We start from the raw sequence: 20,156 nt of genomic DNA on the forward strand, positions 1-20,156 counted from the left end.
CGTCATCACGGCGTCGGCGTCACTGCCAGGTGAAGAGGGTGTCCCCGGACTTCACATCGCCGTCCTCACGGAGTCCGGAGAGGGAGTCGGCCGTGGCCTCGAGCGCCACGATCGGACAGATCGCGGACTTGCCGGCCTCTTCGACGGCGGCCGGGTTCCAGCGCACGACGGGCTGACCACGGCGAACGGTGTCGCCCTTGTTGACGAGCAGCTCGAAGCCCTCGCCGTTGAGCTGGACGGTGTCGATGCCCAGGTGCGTCAGCACACCGTGTCCCTGGTCGTCGACGACGACGAAGGCGTGGGGGTGGAGGGAGACAACGATGCCGTCGACGGGTGCGACCGCCTCCGAGGGCTCACGCACGGGGTCGATGGCGGTACCCGGACCGACCATGGCACCGGAGAACACCGGGTCCGGCACCGCCGAGAGTCCGATGGCACGTCCGGAAAGAGGGGACGTCACTGTGGTCATGGAGCCTCCCAGGGGCGGAGATTCGTTACTGCACCGTCACTGCCTGTCGAGGACGGCACACTGTTCAGAAGGGTAAGTCATGACAAGTCCTAGTTCCGCACGAGACCTACCAGTTGGCGGACCTAGGGGTGCACCGGAAACGATTTGCCTCGCCTCCAGGCGGCAGGTACTGTCGTACCCCTGCCTGGCCCCAACGCGACAGTGAGTCGGGGGTCGGCAGCGCCTATCAAGCCGAGATCCTAACTGGTCTAAACCTCTGCATGTCCGCAGGGCGGATGGTCAGGGAGACCGAAAAAGCCTGATATGGTTTGGAAACACCGAAGGGAAGCGCCCGGAGGGCCTTGAAGAAGGTCCAAAGGAAGCGTCCGTTCCTTGAGAACTCAACAGCGTGCCAAAAGTCAACGCCAGATATGTTGATACCCCGTCCATCTTCGGATGGCGAGGTTCCTTTGAAAGTCCTGCCGGCCCTTGTGGTTGGTAGGCAATGACACAGCGAGGACGCTGTGAACAGTCGGTCTTATTCCGATCGGCTGTTCCGCTCTTGTGGTGTTCATCCCGATTACGGGAAAACATTCATGGAGAGTTTGATCCTGGCTCAGGACGAACGCTGGCGGCGTGCTTAACACATGCAAGTCGAACGATGAAGCCCTTCGGGGTGGATTAGTGGCGAACGGGTGAGTAACACGTGGGCAATCTGCCCTTCACTCTGGGACAAGCCCTGGAAACGGGGTCTAATACCGGATAACACTCCTTCCTGCATGGGGAGGGGTTGAAAGCTCCGGCGGTGAAGGATGAGCCCGCGGCCTATCAGCTTGTTGGTGGGGTGATGGCCTACCAAGGCGACGACGGGTAGCCGGCCTGAGAGGGCGACCGGCCACACTGGGACTGAGACACGGCCCAGACTCCTACGGGAGGCAGCAGTGGGGAATATTGCACAATGGGCGAAAGCCTGATGCAGCGACGCCGCGTGAGGGATGACGGCCTTCGGGTTGTAAACCTCTTTCAGCAGGGAAGAAGCGAAAGTGACGGTACCTGCAGAAGAAGCGCCGGCTAACTACGTGCCAGCAGCCGCGGTAATACGTAGGGCGCAAGCGTTGTCCGGAATTATTGGGCGTAAAGAGCTCGTAGGCGGCTTGTCACGTCGGATGTGAAAGCCCGGGGCTTAACCCCGGGTCTGCATTCGATACGGGCTAGCTAGAGTGTGGTAGGGGAGATCGGAATTCCTGGTGTAGCGGTGAAATGCGCAGATATCAGGAGGAACACCGGTGGCGAAGGCGGATCTCTGGGCCATTACTGACGCTGAGGAGCGAAAGCGTGGGGAGCGAACAGGATTAGATACCCTGGTAGTCCACGCCGTAAACGTTGGGAACTAGGTGTTGGCGACATTCCACGTCGTCGGTGCCGCAGCTAACGCATTAAGTTCCCCGCCTGGGGAGTACGGCCGCAAGGCTAAAACTCAAAGGAATTGACGGGGGCCCGCACAAGCAGCGGAGCATGTGGCTTAATTCGACGCAACGCGAAGAACCTTACCAAGGCTTGACATCGCCCGGAAAGCATCAGAGATGGTGCCCCCCTTGTGGTCGGGTGACAGGTGGTGCATGGCTGTCGTCAGCTCGTGTCGTGAGATGTTGGGTTAAGTCCCGCAACGAGCGCAACCCTTGTTCTGTGTTGCCAGCATGCCCTTCGGGGTGATGGGGACTCACAGGAGACTGCCGGGGTCAACTCGGAGGAAGGTGGGGACGACGTCAAGTCATCATGCCCCTTATGTCTTGGGCTGCACACGTGCTACAATGGCCGGTACAATGAGCTGCGATGCCGCGAGGCGGAGCGAATCTCAAAAAGCCGGTCTCAGTTCGGATTGGGGTCTGCAACTCGACCCCATGAAGTCGGAGTTGCTAGTAATCGCAGATCAGCATTGCTGCGGTGAATACGTTCCCGGGCCTTGTACACACCGCCCGTCACGTCACGAAAGTCGGTAACACCCGAAGCCGGTGGCCCAACCCCTTGTGGGAGGGAGCTGTCGAAGGTGGGACTGGCGATTGGGACGAAGTCGTAACAAGGTAGCCGTACCGGAAGGTGCGGCTGGATCACCTCCTTTCTAAGGAGCACTTCTTACCGGATCTTCGGATCAGGTCAGAGGCCAGTACATCGGCGAATGTCCGGTGCTGGTTGCTCATGGGTGGAACGTTGACTATTCGGCACGATCGGTCATCCGGTTGTTAGTACTGCTCTTCGGAGTGTGGAACGCGGCGGAGGGTTGATTGTGCCGGGCGCGCTGTTGGGTATCTGAGGGTACGGGCAGAAAGTTGTCTGAACCTTCGCGATGCCGGCCCCAGTGAACTCGCCCTGTTGGGTGGGGTGGTGGGTGGCTGGTCGTTGCTTGAGAACTGCACAGTGGACGCGAGCATCTGTGGCCAAGTTTTTAAGGGCGCACGGTGGATGCCTTGGCACCAGGAACCGATGAAGGACGTGGGAGGCCACGATAGTCCCCGGGGAGTCGTCAACCAGGCTTTGATCCGGGGGTTTCCGAATGGGGAAACCCGGCAGTCGTCATGGGCTGTCACCCGCTGCTGAACACATAGGCAGTGTGGAGGGAACGAGGGGAAGTGAAACATCTCAGTACCCTCAGGAAGAGAAAACAACCGTGATTCCGGGAGTAGTGGCGAGCGAAACCGGATGAGGCCAAACCGTATGCGTGTGATACCCGGCAGGGGTTGCGCATGCGGGGTTGTGGGATCTCTTTATCATCGTCTGCCGGCGGTGAGACGAGTCAGAAACCGTATGGATAGGCGAAGGACATGCGAAAGGTCCGGCGTAGAGGGTAAGACCCCCGTAGCTGAAATTCATGCGGCTCGTTTAAGAGACACCCAAGTAGCACGGGGCCCGAGAAATCCCGTGTGAATCTGGCGGGACCACCCGTTAAGCCTAAATATTCCCTGGTGACCGATAGCGGATAGTACCGTGAGGGAATGGTGAAAAGTACCGCGGGAGCGGAGTGAAATAGTACCTGAAACCGTGTGCCTACAAGCCGTGGGAGCGTCGCGCAAGGAACTTGTTCCTTGCGTCGTGACTGCGTGCCTTTTGAAGAATGAGCCTGCGAGTTTGCGGTGTGTTGCGAGGTTAACCCGTGTGGGGAAGCCGTAGCGAAAGCGAGTCCGAATAGGGCGACTTAGTAGCGCGCTCAAGACCCGAAGCGGAGTGATCTAGCCATGGGCAGGTTGAAGCGGCTGTAAGAGGTCGTGGAGGACCGAACCCACCAGGGTTGAAAACCTGGGGGATGACCTGTGGTTAGGGGTGAAAGGCCAATCAAACTCCGTGATAGCTGGTTCTCCCCGAAATGCATTTAGGTGCAGCGTCGTGTGTTTCTTGCCGGAGGTAGAGCACTGGATAGGCGATGGGCCCTACCGGGTTACTGACCTTAGCCAAACTCCGAATGCCGGTAAGTGAGAGCACGGCAGTGAGACTGTGGGGGATAAGCTCCATGGTCGAGAGGGAAACAGCCCAGAGCATCGACTAAGGCCCCTAAGCGTACGCTAAGTGGGAAAGGATGTGGAGTCGCAGAGACAACCAGGAGGTTGGCTTAGAAGCAGCCACCCTTGAAAGAGTGCGTAATAGCTCACTGGTCAAGTGATTCCGCGCCGACAATGTAGCGGGGCTCAAGCGTACCGCCGAAGTCGTGTCATTCGTACACATATCCCCAACGGGAGTACGGATGGGTAGGGGAGCGTCGTGTGCCGGGTGAAGCCGCGCCGGAAGGCAGTGGTGGACGGTTCACGAGTGAGAATGCAGGCATGAGTAGCGATACACACGTGAGAAACGTGTGCGCCGATTGACTAAGGGTTCCTGGGTCAAGCTGATCTGCCCAGGGTAAGTCGGGACCTAAGGCGAGGCCGACAGGCGTAGTCGATGGACAACCGGTTGATATTCCGGTACCCGCTTTGAAACGCCCAATATCGAGCCCATTAATGCTAAGCCCGTGAAGCCGTTCCGGACCCTTCGGGGAAAGGAAAGTGGTGGAGCCGGCGATCCAAGGTGGTAGTAGGTAAGCGATGGGGTGACGCAGGAAGGTAGTCCAGCCCGGGCGGTGGTTGTCCCGGGGTAAGGGTGTAGGGCGCTGTCCAGGCAAATCCGGACAGCACATAGCCTGAGACCTGATGCCGAGCCGATTGTGGTGAAGTGGATGATCCTATGCTGTCGAGAAAAGCCTCTAGCGAGTTTCATGGCGGCCCGTACCCTAAACCGACTCAGGTGGTCAGGTAGAGAATACCGAGGCGTTCGGGTGAACTATGGTTAAGGAACTCGGCAAAATGCCCCGTAACTTCGGGAGAAGGGGGCCATCACTGGTGAGAGGACTTGCTCCTCGAGCTGGGGGTGGCCGCAGAGACCAGCGAGAAGCGACTGTTTACTAAAAACACAGGTCCGTGCGAAGCCGTAAGGCGATGTATACGGACTGACGCCTGCCCGGTGCTGGAACGTTAAGGGGACCGGTTAGTACGCTTTCGGGCGTGCGAAGCTGAGAACTTAAGCGCCAGTAAACGGCGGTGGTAACTATAACCATCCTAAGGTAGCGAAATTCCTTGTCGGGTAAGTTCCGACCTGCACGAATGGCGTAACGACTTCTCGACTGTCTCAACCATAGGCCCGGTGAAATTGCACTACGAGTAAAGATGCTCGTTTCGCGCAGCAGGACGGAAAGACCCCGGGACCTTTACTACAGTTTGATATTGGTGTTCGGTTCGGCTTGTGTAGGATAGGTGGGAGACTGTGAAGCGGCCACGCCAGTGGTTGTGGAGTCATCGTTGAAATACCACTCTGGTCGTGCTGGATGTCTAACCTGGGTCCGTGATCCGGATCAGGGACAGTGTCTGATGGGTAGTTTAACTGGGGCGGTTGCCTCCCAAAGGGTAACGGAGGCGCCCAAAGGTTCCCTCAGCCTGGTTGGCAATCAGGTGTTGAGTGTAAGTGCACAAGGGAGCTTGACTGTGAGACCGACGGGTCGAGCAGGGACGAAAGTCGGGACTAGTGATCCGGCGGTGGCTTGTGGAAGCGCCGTCGCTCAACGGATAAAAGGTACCCCGGGGATAACAGGCTGATCTTCCCAAGAGTCCATATCGACGGGATGGTTTGGCACCTCGATGTCGGCTCGTCGCATCCTGGGGCTGGAGTCGGTCCCAAGGGTTGGGCTGTTCGCCCATTAAAGCGGTACGCGAGCTGGGTTTAGAACGTCGTGAGACAGTTCGGTCCCTATCCGCTGTGCGCGTAGGAATATTGAGAAGGGCTGTCCCTAGTACGAGAGGACCGGGACGGACGAACCTCTGGTGTGCCAGTTGTCCTGCCAAGGGCATGGCTGGTTGGCTACGTTCGGGAGGGATAACCGCTGAAAGCATCTAAGCGGGAAGCCTGCTTCGAGATGAGTATTCCCACCTCCTTGAGAGGGTAAGGCTCCCAGTAGACGACTGGGTTGATAGGCCGGATATGGAAGCCCAGTAATGGGTGGAGTTGACCGGTACTAATAGGCCGAGGGCTTGTCCTCAGTTGCTCGCGTCCACTGTGTTAGTTCTGAAGTAACGAACTGTCGAACCCCCGTTTGTGTGGGTTCCGGGTCGATATCTTCATAGTGTTTCGGTGGTCATTGCGTTAGGGAAACGCCCGGTTACATTCCGAACCCGGAAGCTAAGCCTTTCAGCGCCGATGGTACTGCAGGGGGGACCCTGTGGGAGAGTAGGACGCCGCCGAACAATCATTGTGGGAAGGCCCCGCACCTCTGGTGCGGGGCCTTTCTGCGTTCCGGGACTTCTGCTGCTCACCCCTGTGCATCCGGCGATCCGGGCTGAGGGTAAGGTCGGGGAGCATCATCGGCACGTTCCACACAGGAGGCCCCCGGGTGGAGGTCCAGGAGACCCGCGTTCAGACGGACCGGGTACTCACCATCCCCAACGTCCTCAGCATGGCGCGTCTTGCCGGTGTGCCGCTCTTCCTCTGGCTGATTCTCCGCCCCGAGTTCGGCGGACCCAAGAGTGACGGCTGGGCTCTGCTCGTCCTGATGCTGAGCGGTGTCAGTGACTATCTCGACGGCAAGCTCGCACGCCGATGGAACCAGATCAGCAGTCTGGGGCGACTTCTCGACCCCGCTGCGGACCGCCTGTACATCCTGTCGACCCTTGTCGGTCTCACCTGGCGCGAGATCCTGCCACTGTGGCTGACCGCGGCGCTTTTGGCCCGGGAACTGATGCTCCTGGTGATGGTGGGAATCCTCCGCCGGCACGGTTATCCGCCTCCTCAGGTGAACTTCCTGGGCAAGGCGGCCACCTTCAACCTCATGTACGCGTTCCCGCTGCTGCTGCTCAGTGACGGATCGGGGTGGCTTGCGTCACTCGGTGCTATTTTCGGATGGGCCTTCGCCGGATGGGGTACAACTCTGTATTGGTGGGCAGGGATCCTGTATGTGGTCCAAGTCCGCCGCCTCGTCAAGGCGGACGCAGTCGCCGATTGACCCGTCGACGCGGAGCCGTGCAGCGTTGCCGGCCGCGGATGACCCCCGAGGGCCTCTTTGGACGGGTGGAGTCGGCCAGACCGTCATCTCGTCAAGGAGGACGCTTCCGACATGAAGGCCGTCGTGATGGCCGGTGGCGAAGGTACGCGACTTCGCCCCATGACCTCGAGCATGCCCAAGCCGCTCCTGCCGGTGGCAAACCGCCCCATCATGGAGCACGTCCTTCGGCTGCTCAAGCGGCATGGGCTCAATGAGACCGTCGTAACCGTGCAGTTTCTCGCTTCACTGGTCAGGAACTACTTCGGTGATGGCGAAGAGCTCGGAATGGAGCTCACCTATGCCAATGAGGAGAAGCCGCTCGGCACCGCGGGGAGTGTGAAGAATGCCGAGGAAGCGCTGAAGGACGATGCCTTCCTCGTCATTTCCGGTGACGCCCTCACCGATTTCGATCTGTCCGACCTGATCGCCTTCCACAAGGAGAAGGGCGCGATGGTCACGGTGTGTCTGACCCGTGTGCCGAATCCTCTGGAATTCGGTATCACGATCGTGGACGAGGAAGGAAAGGTCGAGCGCTTCCTGGAGAAGCCGACCTGGGGTCAGGTTTTCTCGGACACCGTGAACACGGGCATCTATGTGATGGAGCCCGAGGTCTTCGACTATGTCGAGGCCGATGTGTCCGTGGACTGGTCCGGTGATGTCTTCCCGCAGCTCATGAAGGAAGGCAAGCCCATCTACGGCTATATCGCCGAGGGCTACTGGGAGGACGTGGGCACGCACGAGAGCTATGTGAAGGCCCAGGCCGATGTCCTCGAGGGCAAGGTCGATGTCGACATCGACGGTTTCGAGATCTCGCCCGGCGTCTGGGTCGCGGAGGGTGCGGAGGTGCACCCGGACGCCGTTCTGCGCGGTCCCCTCTTCATCGGCGACTATGCCAAGGTCGAGGCCGGCGCGGAGATCCGCGAGCACACGGTCATCGGGTCCAACGTCGTCGTCAAGAGCGGTGCGTTCCTCCACAAGGCCGTCATCCACGACAACGTCTACATCGGCGAGCAGTGCAATCTTCGTGGCTGTGTGATCGGCAAGAACACCGACATCATGCGTGCCGCCCGGATCGAGGACGGCGCGGTCATCGGCGACGAGTGCCTCGTCGGTGAAGAATCGATCGTCCAGGGCAATGTGCGGGTCTACCCGTTCAAGACCATCGAGGCCGGCGCGTTCGTCAACACCTCGGTCATCTGGGAGTCCCGCGGTCAGGCGCATCTCTTCGGCGCCAGGGGTGTCACCGGCATCCTGAACGTGGAGATCACCCCGGAAGTGGCCGTGCGGCTGGCCGGTGCGTACGCGACGACCCTGAAGAAGGGGTCCACCGTCACGACGGCACGTGACCACTCACGTGGTGCCCGTGCCCTCAAGCGCGCGGTGATCTCGGCGCTCCAGGCCAGTGCCATCGACGTACGCGACCTGGAGAACGTGCCGTTGCCGGTCGCCCGTCAGCAGACGGCGCGCGGAAGCGCCGGCGGCATCATGATCCGTACGTCGCCGGGTGTACCGGACTCCGTCGACATCATGTTCTTCGACGAGCGTGGTGCCGACCTCTCGCAGGCCGGACAGCGGAAGCTGGACCGGGTGTACGCACGCCAGGAGTACCGGCGCGCGTTCCCCGGTGAGATCGGCGACCTGCACTTCCCCGCCAGCGTCTTCGACTCGTACACAGGGTCCCTGCTGCGCAATGTCGACATCACGGGGATCGCCGATTCCAACTTGAAGGTCGTCATCGACGCCTCCAACGGCAGCTCCGGACTCGTCCTTCCCAGCCTGCTGGGACGGCTGGGTGTGGACGCGCTGACGATCAATCCCGGTCTCGACGAGTCCAGGCCGACCGAGTCGGCCGACACACGCCGGTCCGGGATGGTGCGCCTCGGCGAGATCGTGGCCTCCGCGCGGGCGGCCTTCGGGGTGCGCTTCGACCCGGTCGGTGAGCGGCTCTCCCTCGTCGACGAGCGCGGCCGCATCATCGAGGACGACCGGGCGCTGCTGGTGATGCTCGATCTCGTCGCGGCGGAACGGCGCAGCGGGCGGGTGGCCCTGCCGGTGACGACGACAAGGATCGCCGAGCAGGTGGCGGCGTACCACGGCACCCAGGTGGAGTGGACCACGACCTCGCCCGACGATCTGACGCGGGTGGGCCGCGAGGAGACGACGATCTTCGGTGGTGACGGCCGTGGTGGCTTCATCATTCCGGAGTTCAGCAGTGTCTTCGACGGTTCGGCGGCTCTGGTGCGCCTGGTGGGCCTGGTGGCCCGTACGCAGCTCACACTGAGCCAGATCGACGCCAGGATCCCCAAGGCACACGTCCTCAAGCGCGACCTCGCGACGCCGTGGGCGGTGAAGGGACTCGTCATGCGCCGGGTCGTCGAGGCCGCCGGCGAGCGGCATGTGGACACCACCGACGGCGTGCGCGTCGTGGAGACGGACGGCCGCTGGGTCATGGTGCTGCCGGATCCCGCCGAAGCTGTCACTCATTTGTGGGCAGAAGGCCCCGATGACGCTTCGGCGCAGGCTCTGCTCGACGAGTGGTCCGCCGTGGTGGACAGCGCAGGTCAGTAGCGTGTGACGGCTGTGCCGGGAGTTGTCGCGCGACGGCTCCCGGCACACCGGTGGGGCCATTCGGCGGTAGCGGCTGCGACGTGCGACGATGTGCGGCATGTCGCAGCAGCCCCCCGTTCGGAGCACCGGCTCTCCACCTGCACGTCCCGATGCGTCCATGTCGCTGCTGACGAACGTGATGGAGCACAGTCTGGACGACGGGTACGCGGAGGCCTCGGCCCGCCGAGCGGCCGAGGGCGGCGGTCTGCCGCGTACGCTGCGTGCCAAGCTGGGACTGGCCGCCGGGCTCGTGCTCGCCGCCCTGGTCGTGACCGTGGGAGCCGCGAATGCGCGGATAGCGGCACCGGTGGTGGCCAAGGAGCGCGAGGAGCTCATCAACCGCATCGACGCGGAGACCTCGGACGCCGACGCGCTGGAGGGCAGCGTCGACAAGCTGCGTGACGACGTCGGAGAGCGTCAGCGCAAGGCCCTGAAGACCGAGGGCGGTGACCAGGGTGAGCTGGTCGCCCTGCTCGCGGGGGCCACCGAGGTCGAGGGTCCGGGCGTCAAGCTGGTCGTCGATGATGCCAAGGGCACCGAGCAGGGTGGTGACGGGCCGCGGGAGGACAGCGGTTTCAACGACACCGGCCGGGTGCGGGACCGCGATATGCAGCGGGTCGTGAACGGACTCTGGGAGTCCGGCGCCGAAGCGGTGGCGATCAACGGGCAGCGGCTGACGGCCCTGTCCGCCATCCGCGCCGCGGGCGACGCCATACTGGTCGACAACAGGCCGCTGGTGCCGCCGTACACGGTGCTCGCGGTGGGGGACGGGAAGAAGCTGAGCACGGCGTTCCAGGACAGTGCGGACGGACAGTATCTGCACGCGCTCCAGGAGAACTTCGGGATCCGTTCCAGCATCTCCACCGAGAGCACGGTGCGTCTTCCGGCTGCTCCGAGCTTGATCGTACGAACAGCAGAGCCGAACACCACCGGCGCCGGGACGGGCAGCGGGCAGGACACGGCTGACACAGGGAAGGGCACATCGTGATCGCCGTACTGGGCCTCGTCGTGGGAGTCGTGGTCGGACTGTTGGTCCGGCCCGAAGTGCCGGCGGTGGTCGAGCCCTATCTGCCGATCGCCGTCGTCGCGGCTCTGGACGCCGTGTTCGGTGGTCTGCGGGCCATGCTGGACGGCATCTTCGTCGACAAGGTCTTCGTCGTCTCCTTCCTCTCGAACGTCGTGGTCGCCGCACTGATCGTCTTCCTCGGCGACAAGCTGGGTGTCGGCGCGCAGCTCTCCACGGGTGTGGTCGTCGTGCTCGGTATCCGGATCTTCTCCAACGCTGCCGCGATCCGCCGGCATGTGTTCCGGGCGTGAGGCCGATGAACAGCGCAGAGAATCCGCAGGACGGGAACGCCCCGGACGGGAACGCCCAGGACCGGAACGCGCAGGACGGGATTCCGCAGGATGGGAACCCGAAGGGCGAGGGTGGCATCAGTGAGGGTGTGACAGAAGAGGGTCCGCGCAGCGAGCGGCCGCAGGCCGGGGCGCCGCGGGCCGAACTGCCACCGGAGAAGGGCTCCCCGGCGGAAGGCCGCGACGAACGGACGGCGTCGGCCGAGGAGCCGACGGTGGCACCGGCGGGCGCCTCGGCCCCGTCGGGCGGCGAGGGGGCCGGTGAAGAGACCGGCAGGCAGCGGCTGTTGGCCGGGCTCTGGCCCCCGCGTATCAGCCGTGCCCAACTCACGGTCGCCGTCCTGCTGTTCGTCCTGGGGCTGGGCCTGGCCATCCAGGTGCGCTCCACCAGCGACAACAGTGCGCTGCGCGGAGCACGTCAGGAGGACCTCGTCCGCATCCTCGACGAGCTCGACAACCGCACCCAGCGGCTGGAGGACGAGAAGCAGCGCCTGGAGGACCAGCGCGCCGAGCTGGAGAACAGTTCGGACCAGGCCGAAGAGGCGCGCAAGCAGACCCAGCAGAAGGAACAGCAGCTGGGCATCCTCGCCGGCACGGTCGCGGCGGAGGGCCCGGGCATCACGCTCACCATCCAGGACAAGTCCGGCACCGTGGAGTCGGACATGCTGCTGGACGCCATCCAGGAGCTGCGAGCGGCCGGTGCGGAGGCGATCCAGGTCAACGACATCAGGGTCGTCGCGGATACGCACTTCACGGGCACGGGCGGTGACATCGAGGTCGACGGGAAGCGCATCGCCGCTCCGTACGTCTTCAAGGTCATCGGGAAGCCGCAGGATCTCGAGCCGGCCCTGAACATCCCCGGCGGCGTGGTGCAGACATTGGAGAAGGAGCAGGCCACCGCCACGGTGGTGCGCTCACAGAAGATCGTCGTGGACGCCTTGCGACCCGCGAAGCGGCCTGACTACGCTCGGTCGTCGGGCCAGTGAGGCGGGGGCGCATGGGGTCCGGCGGACCGGGGCAAGAGGTTGCGGGGGGTCAGCACATCGAAGGCGTGCGGTCTGGTGGAAACTGTCTGGTGGGTACGGACGTTGTGAGAATGTCCGGGTCGGCAGGTCTGATCATCGAGGGTTCGTCCTGCCCCACGGGCGGGTCTATTTCGGTCAAGGGGAATCGCCCGTGAAGTTGTTTGGGAAGTTGTTCGGCAAGAGCTCGCGCGAGGACGGCGGCAACGCCAGGCATCGCGCGCCGCGTCATGGCCAGGGTGAGGAGCAGGGCGGCGAGCGGCCGCTCTTCCGGGACGAGGTCTCCGGCCAGGGCGGTGACATTTCGGGCGGTCCGGGCGCGTCGTCTGTTGACCCTGCCGGTCCCGGCCGCATAGGTTTCGGGGAACCATCAACCTCAAGTGCGGGTGGAGGGTTTGCCTCCGACCCGTATGCGACCAATCCCCACGCGGGGCAGCCGCGGCAGGAGGATCCGTCCATGTCGGCCTTGCCGGTTTGTACGAGGTGCGGTCACCGCAATGCCGAATCCAGTCGGTTCTGCTCCAACTGCGGCGCGCCGCTGCGCGGCGGTGCGCCCGCCGAGCGGCCGTCCGAGACGACGTCGACGATCTCCATCTCCGGCCTCGAGGCGTACGACTCCGAGGTGACGGGCCAGACACAGGTCCCGTCGCTGTCCCCGGAGGCCCAGGCGGCGGTCGACGCGCTGCCGCTCGGCTCCGCGCTGCTCGTGGTGCGCCGCGGACCGAACTCCGGAAGCCGCTTCCTGCTGGACGGTGAGCTGACCACGGCCGGCCGCCACCCGCAGAGCGACATCTTCCTCGACGACGTCACCGTGTCGCGGCGCCATGTGGAGTTCCGGCGCGGTCCCGACGGCAGCTTCACCGTGGGGGACGTCGGCAGTCTGAACGGCACTTACGTCAACCGTGAGCGGATCGACTCGGTCCTCCTGGCGAACGGTGACGAGGTCCAGATCGGCAAGTACCGACTGGTCTTCTACGCGAGCCAGAGGGGCCTGTAACCGTCCCCCGGACACGCTCCGGGGGGACCCCAGGAAGGCACATGCGAACACCGAAGGGCGGTGCCGGTCACGGCACCGCCGCTGCGGCCGAGCGGCTGATGAGCATCGGTACGGTGCTCAGCGGGCTGCGCGACGAGTTCCCCGACGTCACGATCTCCAAGATCCGGTTCCTCGAGGCCGAAGGGCTCGTCGAGCCGCGGCGCACCCCGTCCGGGTACCGCAAGTTCAGCCCGGAGGACGTCGAGCGTCTGGCTCAGGTGCTCCGGATGCAGCGCGACCACTATCTGCCGCTGAAGGTCATCCGCGAGCATCTCGACGCCGTGGCACGTGGTGAGCAGGTCCAGCTGCCCGCACAGAGCACGCCGCGTGAGCTCCTGGACGGCGGCGGCGCCTGGGAGGCCGATGCCGAGCGCCGTACCGCCGCCCGGGTGGGCCGTGCGGAGCTTCTGGCCGCCGCCGGGGTGAGCGAGGAGGAGCTGGCGGACTGGGAGTCGTACGGTCTGCTGGGCCGGCACGAGGACGGCGGTTACGACGCCGAGTCGGTGACGGTCGCCAGGCTGGTGGCCGATCTGGGCAGATTCGGTCTGGAACCGCGTCATCTGCGGGCCATGAAGGCCGCCGCCGACCGCGAGGCCGGGCTGGTGGAACAGGTGGTGGCACCCTTGCGGCGGCACCGCAATCCGCAGACCAGGGCACATGCCGAGGCCACCGTTAAAGAGCTCGCGGCCCTGTCCGTGCGGCTGCATGCGGCTCTGGTGCAGACGGCTCTCGGAGTGCGGCTCCACTGATCATGAACGTGCCCGACTACCCAAACCTGCCGAGCACGTCCTAGGGTTGCTGTGTGAACGAGCTCGACGTTGTGGGTGTCCGGGTTGAAATGCCCTCCAACCAACCGATCGTGCTCCTGCGTGAAGTGGGAGGCGATCGGTACCTCCCCATTTGGATCGGTCCCGGGGAGGCGACCGCCATTGCCTTTGCACAGCAGGGCATGGCTCCTGCCAGGCCGCTGACCCATGACCTCTTCAAGGATGTGCTGGAGGCGGTGGGCCAGGAGCTCACCGAGGTCCGCATCACTGATCTGCGTGAAGGGGTCTTCTACGCGGAGCTGGTCTTCGCCAGCGGAGTCGAGGTCAGTGCGCGTCCGTCCGACGCCATAGCCCTCGCTCTGCGTACCGGTACACCGATCTTCGGCAGCGACGGTGTGCTGGACGACGCGGGGATCGCGATCCCCGACGAGCAGGAGGACGAGGTGGAGAAGTTCCGCGAGTTCCTCGACCAGATCTCGCCGGAGGACTTCGGGACCAACAGCCAGTGACCGCCCAGGGCGGCGGCATCGGCACATTCGGGCAGCTATTCCCCGAACCGGGGCACGGGAAACCACTCTCAGGGTGATTATCACTCGGCGTGCCGAGTGTGGCGATCGTTGACGCGCCCCTGGTGACTGCCTACCGTCGACATGGCAGGTCAAGGACGGAGGTCGGCGTGGACAGCAGCGGCGACGGTGCGGTGGGGGGCGCCCCCGGACGAGGTCCGGGGGAGAGCGGGCCGTATCCGCTCCACGGGAGTGCGGCCGAACCAGCCACGGAGACGGTCGGCTATCGCGGTCCCACCGCGTGTGCGGCAGCCGGCATCACCTATCGGCAGCTCGACTACTGGGCCCGTACCGGCCTGGTCGAGCCCAGTGTCCGTCCGGCGCACGGATCGGGCACCCAGCGCCTCTACAGCTTTCGTGACGTGGTCGTCCTCAAGATCGTGAAGCGTTTCCTGGACACAGGCGTGGCGCTGCAGAACATCCGGACCGCGGTACAGCATCTGCGGGCGCGAGGCTTCGCCGATCTCGAGCGGATGACGCTGATGAGCGACGGCGCGACGGTCTACGAGTGTTCGTCGCCGGACGAGGTCGTCGATCTCCTCCAGGGCGGTCAGGGCATCTTCGGGATCGCCGTCGGCGTCGTCTGGCGGGACGTCGAGGCGGCCCTGTCGCAGTTGCACGGCGAGCTGATCGACACCGGCGAGACCCTGGTCGGGCACAACCCGGCCGACGAGCTGGCCAGACGCCGACGCGACCGGGCGGTCTGAGCACACGGGGAAGCGGCCCCTTTGTCAGTGGCGTAGGGCAGCATCGGAGATGTGAGACCCGCGCCGACGATCCTGCATCTGGACATGGATGCCTTCTTCGCCGCCGCCGAGCAGGCGGCGAAGCCGAGTCTGCGCGGGAAGCCCGTGATCGTCGGCGGTCTCGGTCCGCGGGGAGTCGTCGCCACCTGTTCGTACGAGGCGAGACGCTTCGGGGTCCATTCGGCGATGCCGATGGCCCAGGCCCGACGGCTCGCGCCGAACGCCGCGTATCTCGTGCCCCGCTTCTCGCTCTATCGCACGATCAGTGAGCAGGTCATGGAGCTGCTGGGCCGGTTGTCGCCGCTCGTGGAGCCGCTGAGCCTGGACGAGGCCTTTGTGGATCTGGAGGCAGGCGGCGCGGCGGACGACACCGCGTCCGCCCGGGCCACCGGTGAGCAGCTGCGTGCGGCCATCCGCGCCGTCACGGGACTGACCGGCTCTGTCGGCCTCGCAGGGTCCAAGATGCTCGCCAAGATCGCCTCGGAGCAGGCCAAGCCGGACGGACTGGTGCTCATCCAGCCCGGCACGGAGCGTGAGCTGCTCGGCCCGATGTCCGTCCGCACACTGCCCGGCGTGGGTCCCGCCACGGGAGAGCATCTGCGCAGGGCGGGCATGACCACGTGCGCGGATCTGGCCGAGGCGGGCGAGGACGAACTGGTACGGCTGCTCGGCAAGGCCCATGGTGCGTCCCTGTTCCGGATGGCCCTCGGCCATGACGACCGGGCCGTCGTGGCCGAGCGGGACACCAAGTCCGTGTCGGTGGAGGACACCTTCGACGTCGATCTCCACGACCGCGTCCGGATCAGGGTCGAGGTGGAGCGGCTCGCCGACCGGTGCGTGCACCGGCTGAGGGCCTCGGGGCACTCGGGCCGCACCATCGTGCTGAAGGTCCGGCGGTTCGACTTCTCCACGCTCACCCGTTCCGAGACGCTGCGCGGGCCCACGGACGACCCCGCCGTCGTGCGCGAAGCGGCGGGGAGGCTGCTGGAGTCCGTCGACACCACGGGCGGGGTGCGGCTGCTCGGCGTGGGCGTGACGGGCCTCGCGGACTACACACAGGAGGACCTCTTCGCGCAGGCGGCTGCCGCCGGTGAGCAGAGCGCGGGAGAGCCGGCGGAGGGCGAGGCGGCGGATGCCGCGGTGCCGCACCGGGAGGAGAAGCCGCCGGAGCCCGAGCCCGAGACGGCTCTCGCCGAGCGGCGCTGGCCCGCGGGCCACGACGTACGGCATGCGCAGTTGGGGCCGGGATGGGTACAGGGCAGCGGCATCGGGCGGGTCACCGTCCGGTTCGAGGAACCGACCTCACCGCCGGGACGCGTCCGCACCTTCCGGGTCGACGACCCGGACCTGGAGCTGTCCGACCCGCTGCCACTGGTGGCTCCCCCCGAGGGGGATCAGTCCTCCTGGCCGGCGACACGGCCGAAGGAGCGGTCGCCGGACGAGGGCGCGGGGGTGTCCGGCGGAGTCGAGAGATCGAGCCCGTAGTGGTGGTAGAGCTGAAGCTCCTGCTCCGGCGAGAGATGACGGCCCACGCCGAAATCGGGGGCGTCCTTGATCAACGCGCGTTCGTACGGCACCCGCAGTCCGTTGTCGACGAACTCGCTCGGCTCCAGAGGGACGAAGGCGTCCCTGCTGAAGAGCCCGGTGCGGACGGCCGCCCATTCGGGTACGCCGGTGGCATCGTCGAGATACACCTCGTCCACAGTCCCGATCTTGGCCCCGTTGCGGTCGAACGCCTTGCGGCCGATCAGGCTGCGCGGATCGATGTCGGTCTGCACGGTCCCTCCAAGAGGTCGCAACTGCTCCGTAAATGATACGAAAGTGCACATCGAGGGTGTCGGCCACTTGAGCGATCGACGAGAGGACGCGCTGGTACGCTGACTAACGGCTGCTGACCCCGTGCGGGAGAGTCCACCGGAACAAACGGTGGCGCCGAAGGAGCAAATCCTCCCCGGAATCTCTCAGGCACCCTGTACCGCACGGACGAGGTCACTCTGGAAAGCAGGGCGGGCGTCGGACGGCATCCGCTCTCACCGACGGTGAAAGCTGGGTTCCCTCGTGGGGATCCGGTGAAGCTCTCAGGTTGAGATGACAGAGGGGGAGGCCGTCCGGGTACCCGCGCCGTGGTGCCCCTCGCAGGTCGCGTCAGACCAGGAGGCCTCCATCATGACCGCCAACCGCATTCCGCTCGCACAGCTGGAGCGAGGCACCCCCTTCGAGCAGCGCCACATCGGACCCGACGCCGAGGCGCAGGCCAAGATGCTGGCCCAGGTGGGATACGGCTCGCTCGACGAGCTGACCGCGGCCGCGGTTCCCGACGTCATCAAGAACGCCGAGGCGCTCGCGCTGCCCGAGGCACGCACCGAGCCCGAGGTCCTCGCCGAGCTGCGGACGCTCGCCGACCGGAACACGGTCCTGGCGCCGATGATCGGCCTCGGCTACTACGGCACGTTCACGCCGCCGGTCATCCTGCGCAACGTCATGGAGAACCCGGCCTGGTACACCGCGTACACGCCGTACCAGCCCGAGATCTCCCAGGGTCGGCTCGAAGCCCTGCTGAACTTCCAGACCATGGTCGCCGAGCTGACGGGCCTGCCCACCTCCGGCGCCTCGCTGCTCGACGAGAGCACCGCCGCCGCCGAGGCCATGTCGCTCGCCCGCCGTGTCGGCAAGGTCAAGAACGGCGTGTTCCTCGTCGACGCCGACGTCCTGCCGCAGACCCTCGCGGTGATCGAGACCCGTGCGGAACCGACCGGCGTCGAGGTCGTCACCGCCGACCTGCACGACGGCATTCCGGCCGAGGTCGCCGAGCGGGGCGTCTTCGGCGTCCTGCTGCAGTACCCGGGCGCCTCGGGAGTCGTCCGCGACCTCAAGCCCGTGATCGACCAGGCGCACGAGCTCGGTGCGATCGTCACCGTCGCGGCGGACCTGCTGGCGCTGACCCTGCTCACCTCGCCCGGTGACCTCGGCGCGGACATCGCGGTGGGCACCACGCAGCGCTTCGGCGTTCCGATGGGCTTCGGCGGACCGCACGCCGGCTACATGGCGGTGCGCGAGAAGTTCGCCCGCAGCCTGCCGGGACGACTCGTCGGCGTCTCCGTGGACGCGGACGGCAACCGGGCCTACCGCCTCGCGCTGCAGACCCGTGAGCAGCACATCCGCCGCGAGAAGGCCACCAGCAACATCTGCACCGCTCAGGTGCTGCTCGCCGTGATGGCGGGCATGTACGCCGTCTACCACGGGCCCGAGGGCCTGCGGGCGATCGCCCGGCGCACCCACCGCTACGCGACGCTGCTCGCCGAGGGCCTGCGGGCCGGCGGCGTGGAGGTCGTCCACGGCGCGTACTTCGACACGCTCACCGTCCGCGTGCCGGGCAAGGCGGCCGACGTGCTGCACGCCGCCCGTGAGGGCGGGGTGAACCTGCACCTCGTCGACGCCGACCACGTCTCCCTCGCCTGCGACGAGACCACGAACCGTGCGCAGCTGACCGCCGTGTGGGGCGCCTTCGGCGTCGACGCCGACATCGAGGCGCTGGACGCGGCCTCCGCGGACACCCTGCCCGATTCCCTGCTGCGCACCGACGACTACCTCACGCACCCGGTCTTCCACCAGAACCGTTCCGAGACCGCGATGCTGCGCTACCTGCGCCGCCTCGCCGACCGTGACTACGCGCTGGACCGCGGCATGATCCCGCTCGGCTCCTGCACCATGAAGCTGAACGCGACCACCGAGATGGAGCCGGTGACCTGGCCCGAGTTCGGGCAGATGCACCCCTTCGCGCCCGTCGACCAGGCCGCCGGGTATCTGACGCTCATCCGCGAGCTGGAGGAGCGTCTCGCCGAGGTCACCGGCTACGACAGCGTCTCCATCCAGCCCAACGCCGGTTCGCAGGGTGAGCTGGCCGGACTGCTCGCGGTCCGCGCCTACCACCGCGCCAACGGCGACGACCAGCGCACCGTCTGCCTCATCCCGTCGTCCGCCCACGGCACCAACGCCGCCAGCGCCGTCATGGCCGGTATGAAGGTCGTCGTGGTCAAGACCGCCGACGACGGCGAGATCGACGTCGAGGATCTGCGCGCCAAGATCGAGCAGTACCGCGACGAGCTCTCGGTGCTGATGATCACCTACCCGTCCACGCACGGCGTCTTCGAGGAGCATGTCGCCGACATCTGCGCCCAGGTCCACGAGGCCGGCGGCCAGGTCTACGTCGACGGCGCCAACCTCAATGCGCTGGTGGGCCTCGCGAAGCCGGGCCAGTTCGGCGGCGACGTCTCGCACCTGAACCTGCACAAGACCTTCTGCATCCCCCACGGCGGCGGCGGTCCGGGTGTCGGCCCGGTCGGTGTGCGCGAGCACCTCGCCCCGTACCTGCCGAACCACCCGCTTCAGCCCACCGCGGGCCCGGAGACGGGCGTGGGTCCGATCTCCGCCGCCCCGTGGGGCTCCGCGGGCATCCTGCCCATCTCCTGGGCGTACGTCCGGCTCATGGGCGGCGAGGGCCTCAAGCGGGCCACACAGGTCGCCGTTCTCGCGGCCAACTACATCGCCAAGCGTCTGGAGCCGCACTACCCGGTGCTCTACACCGGCCCGGCGGGCCTGGTGGCGCATGAGTGCATCGTGGACCTGCGGCCGCTGTCGAAGGCGACGGGCGTCAGCGTCGACGACATCGCCAAGCGTCTGATCGACTACGGCTTCCACGCGCCGACCATGTCGTTCCCGGTGGCCGGCACGCTGATGATCGAGCCCACCGAGAGCGAGGACCTGGGCGAGATCGACCGCTTCTGCGAGGCGATGATCGCCATTCGCGCGGAGATCGAGAACGTCGCATCGGGCGCATGGCCCGCGGAGGACAACCCGCTGCGCAACGCCCCGCACACCGCGGCCGCGCTGGGTGGGGCGTGGGAGCACTCCTACAGCCGTGAGGAAGCGGTCTTCCCGGCCGGCGTGAGCGCCGCGGACAAGTACTGGCCGCCGGTGCGACGGATCGACGGCGCGTTCGGCGACCGCAACCTCGTCTGCTCCTGCCCGCCGCTGGAGGAGTACGACAACTGACGG

General features: G+C 65.5%; 13 protein-coding genes, 3 rRNA genes and 1 riboswitch. Of the genes, 14 read left to right on the top strand and 2 right to left on the bottom strand.

Translation table 11 applies throughout. The annotated features are described in order from the left end of the window. Nucleotides 1-19 precede the first annotated feature (19 nt). Nucleotides 20-469, bottom strand: coding sequence for a PTS glucose transporter subunit IIA (locus tag RPQ07_RS31255; protein ID WP_313947567.1), 450 nt, complete (start codon nucleotides 467-469; stop codon nucleotides 20-22). Between the two features lie 572 nt (nucleotides 470-1,041). Between RPQ07_RS31255 and RPQ07_RS31260 the strand changes: the two genes are divergently transcribed. The 13 genes from RPQ07_RS31260 (at nucleotide 1,042) to RPQ07_RS31320 (ending at nucleotide 16,586) form a co-directional block, all read left to right on the top strand. After that, nucleotides 1,042-2,567 (top strand): 16S ribosomal RNA (locus tag RPQ07_RS31260). Between the two features lie 314 nt (nucleotides 2,568-2,881). Next, a 23S ribosomal RNA gene (locus RPQ07_RS31265) occupies nucleotides 2,882-6,002 on the top strand. 88 nt (nucleotides 6,003-6,090) lie between these two features. Beyond that, nucleotides 6,091-6,207: ribosomal RNA gene (rrf, locus tag RPQ07_RS31270) — 5S ribosomal RNA — on the top strand. Together the 16S, 23S and 5S rRNA genes form the textbook arrangement of a ribosomal RNA operon. Nucleotides 6,208-6,353: 146 nt before the next feature. Next, nucleotides 6,354-6,962 carry a CDP-alcohol phosphatidyltransferase family protein gene (locus RPQ07_RS31275; RefSeq protein ID WP_313947568.1) on the top strand — a complete coding sequence of 203 codons (609 nt, stop codon included), beginning with the start codon at nucleotides 6,354-6,356 and terminating at the stop codon, nucleotides 6,960-6,962. Nucleotides 6,963-7,073: 111 nt separating this feature from the next. Next, nucleotides 7,074-9,569: a mannose-1-phosphate guanyltransferase gene (locus RPQ07_RS31280; protein WP_313947569.1), complete on the top strand. Its 2,496-nt coding sequence runs from the start codon at nucleotides 7,074-7,076 to the stop codon at nucleotides 9,567-9,569. Between the two features lie 97 nt (nucleotides 9,570-9,666). After that, nucleotides 9,667-10,596, top strand: a complete 930-nt coding sequence (locus RPQ07_RS31285) for a DUF881 domain-containing protein (RefSeq protein WP_313947570.1) — start codon at nucleotides 9,667-9,669, stop codon at nucleotides 10,594-10,596. Next, nucleotides 10,593-10,925: a small basic family protein gene (locus RPQ07_RS31290; RefSeq protein WP_003970459.1), complete on the top strand. Its 333-nt coding sequence runs from the start codon at nucleotides 10,593-10,595 to the stop codon at nucleotides 10,923-10,925. The genes RPQ07_RS31285 and RPQ07_RS31290 overlap by 4 nt, the downstream gene beginning before the upstream one ends. A gap of 128 nt (nucleotides 10,926-11,053) precedes the next feature. Then, nucleotides 11,054-11,950 carry a DUF881 domain-containing protein gene (locus tag RPQ07_RS31295; protein WP_313949093.1) on the top strand — a complete coding sequence of 299 codons (897 nt, stop codon included), beginning with the start codon at nucleotides 11,054-11,056 and terminating at the stop codon, nucleotides 11,948-11,950. An 82-nt stretch (nucleotides 11,951-12,032) separates the two neighbouring features. After that, nucleotides 12,033-12,983 carry an FHA domain-containing protein gene (locus RPQ07_RS31300; RefSeq protein ID WP_313949094.1) on the top strand — a complete coding sequence of 317 codons (951 nt, stop codon included), beginning with the start codon at nucleotides 12,033-12,035 and terminating at the stop codon, nucleotides 12,981-12,983. Between the two features lie 41 nt (nucleotides 12,984-13,024). Further along, nucleotides 13,025-13,771 carry a MerR family transcriptional regulator gene (locus tag RPQ07_RS31305; protein ID WP_313947571.1) on the top strand — a complete coding sequence of 249 codons (747 nt, stop codon included), beginning with the start codon at nucleotides 13,025-13,027 and terminating at the stop codon, nucleotides 13,769-13,771. Between the two features lie 53 nt (nucleotides 13,772-13,824). After that, nucleotides 13,825-14,298 carry a bifunctional nuclease family protein gene (locus RPQ07_RS31310; protein ID WP_005475662.1) on the top strand — a complete coding sequence of 158 codons (474 nt, stop codon included), beginning with the start codon at nucleotides 13,825-13,827 and terminating at the stop codon, nucleotides 14,296-14,298. 167 nt (nucleotides 14,299-14,465) lie between these two features. Then, nucleotides 14,466-15,062, top strand: a complete 597-nt coding sequence (locus tag RPQ07_RS31315; RefSeq protein WP_313947574.1) for a MerR family transcriptional regulator — start codon at nucleotides 14,466-14,468, stop codon at nucleotides 15,060-15,062. Between the two features lie 51 nt (nucleotides 15,063-15,113). Then, nucleotides 15,114-16,586: a DNA polymerase IV gene (locus RPQ07_RS31320; RefSeq protein WP_313947575.1), complete on the top strand. Its 1,473-nt coding sequence runs from the start codon at nucleotides 15,114-15,116 to the stop codon at nucleotides 16,584-16,586. Here RPQ07_RS31320 and RPQ07_RS31325 read toward each other — a convergent pair. Beyond that, nucleotides 16,496-16,930, bottom strand: coding sequence for a PRC-barrel domain-containing protein (locus RPQ07_RS31325; protein WP_313947576.1), 435 nt, complete (start codon nucleotides 16,928-16,930; stop codon nucleotides 16,496-16,498). The genes RPQ07_RS31320 and RPQ07_RS31325 overlap by 91 nt on opposite strands. 63 nt (nucleotides 16,931-16,993) lie before the next feature. Beyond that, nucleotides 16,994-17,089, top strand: a riboswitch (glycine riboswitch). A gap of 178 nt (nucleotides 17,090-17,267) precedes the next feature. On the opposite strand from RPQ07_RS31325, the gene gcvP reads away from it, so the two are divergent. Then, the gene (gene gcvP / locus RPQ07_RS31330; protein WP_313947577.1) at nucleotides 17,268-20,153 is read left to right on the top strand and encodes an aminomethyl-transferring glycine dehydrogenase; all 2,886 of its coding nucleotides are present in this window, start codon (nucleotides 17,268-17,270) and stop codon (nucleotides 20,151-20,153) included. Nucleotides 20,154-20,156: the final 3 nt, after the last annotated feature.

It is taken from the genome of Streptomyces sp. AM8-1-1 (assembly GCF_032229325.1).
Classification (GTDB): Bacteria; Actinomycetota; Actinomycetes; order Streptomycetales; family Streptomycetaceae; genus Streptomyces; species Streptomyces achmelvichensis.

Excerpts from the sequence above, each read along its gene's own strand:
- RPQ07_RS31255 (WP_313947567.1), bottom strand. The coding sequence starts at position 469 with ATGACCACAGTGACGTCCCCTCTTTCCGGACGTGCCATCGGACTCTCG.
- RPQ07_RS31280 (WP_313947569.1), top strand. The coding sequence starts at position 7,074 with ATGAAGGCCGTCGTGATGGCCGGTGGCGAAGGTACGCGACTTCGCCCC.
- RPQ07_RS31285 (WP_313947570.1), top strand. The coding sequence starts at position 9,667 with ATGTCGCAGCAGCCCCCCGTTCGGAGCACCGGCTCTCCACCTGCACGT.
- RPQ07_RS31305 (WP_313947571.1), top strand. The coding sequence starts at position 13,025 with ATGCGAACACCGAAGGGCGGTGCCGGTCACGGCACCGCCGCTGCGGCC.
- RPQ07_RS31325 (WP_313947576.1), bottom strand. The coding sequence starts at position 16,930 with ATGTGCACTTTCGTATCATTTACGGAGCAGTTGCGACCTCTTGGAGGG.
- gcvP (WP_313947577.1), top strand. The coding sequence starts at position 17,268 with ATGACCGCCAACCGCATTCCGCTCGCACAGCTGGAGCGAGGCACCCCC.